Origin of the sequence: Variovorax glucosi (assembly GCF_051216695.1) — a bacterium.
GTDB lineage: Bacteria > Pseudomonadota > Gammaproteobacteria > Burkholderiales > Burkholderiaceae_C > Variovorax.
On sequence record NZ_JBPJZE010000128.1, the window covers coordinates 483 to 1,353 of the forward strand.

The following is an 871-nucleotide window of genomic DNA, read 5'->3' on the forward strand; positions in this document are numbered from 1 at the left end:
GCTGCTCGCGCAGGAGCGCGGCGTGCAGGAGGTGCGCACGACCATCGACCTGCGTATGCAGGCCACGCTCGAACGCGTGATGGGCCAATACCTGCGCACGCATGCCGATGTGGGCATGACGAACGCCAGCGCGCTGCTGCTCGACGCTTCGACCATGCAGGTGCGCGCGATGATCGGCTCGGCCGACTTTCGCAACGACGCCATCTCGGGCCAGGTCAACGGCGTGCTGGCCAAGCGCTCGCCGGGCTCGACGCTCAAGCCTTTCATCTACGCGCTGGCGCTCGACCAGGGGCTGCTGCATCCGAAGACGATGCTGAAGGACGCGCCAACCTCCTTCGGCCCCTACACGCCAGAGAACTTCGACCATCGCTTCGTCGGCCCGTTGCCGGCCCAGGAGGCGCTGATCCGCAGCCGCAACGTGCCCGCGGTGGCCCTGGCCGCGAAGCTCTCGAAGCCGGGGCTCTACGACTTCATGCGGCTCGCGGGCGTGCAGAAGCTGCAGAGCGAATCGCACTACGGCCTCGCGCTGGTGCTGGGCGGTGGCGAGGTCACGCCCGAGGAGCTTGCGGGCATGTACGCGACGCTGGCCAACGGCGGCATCTCGCAGCCCATTCGCTACACGCAGCCCGCGTCTGACGAGCGACCCATGCAGCCGCTGCGCCTGCTGAGCGAAGAAGCGTCTTTCATCACGCTCGACATGCTGCGCCACACGCCGCGCCCCGACACCACGCTGCCCGCGCGCCCCGCCATCGCATGGAAGACGGGCACGTCCTGGGGCTTCCGAGATGCGTGGACGGCCGGCGTGTTCGGCCGCCACGTGCTGGTGGTGTGGGTGGGCAACTTCGACGGCACCAGCAACCCTGCGCTGGTG

At 68.9% G+C, this 871-nt stretch carries 1 protein-coding gene; it reads left to right on the plus strand.

Annotated elements, in window-relative coordinates; translation table 11 throughout:
* Nucleotides 1–871: penicillin-binding transpeptidase domain-containing protein (locus ACSFA3_RS23525; RefSeq protein WP_435507835.1), on the plus strand; the 871-nt coding region annotated here is incomplete at both ends.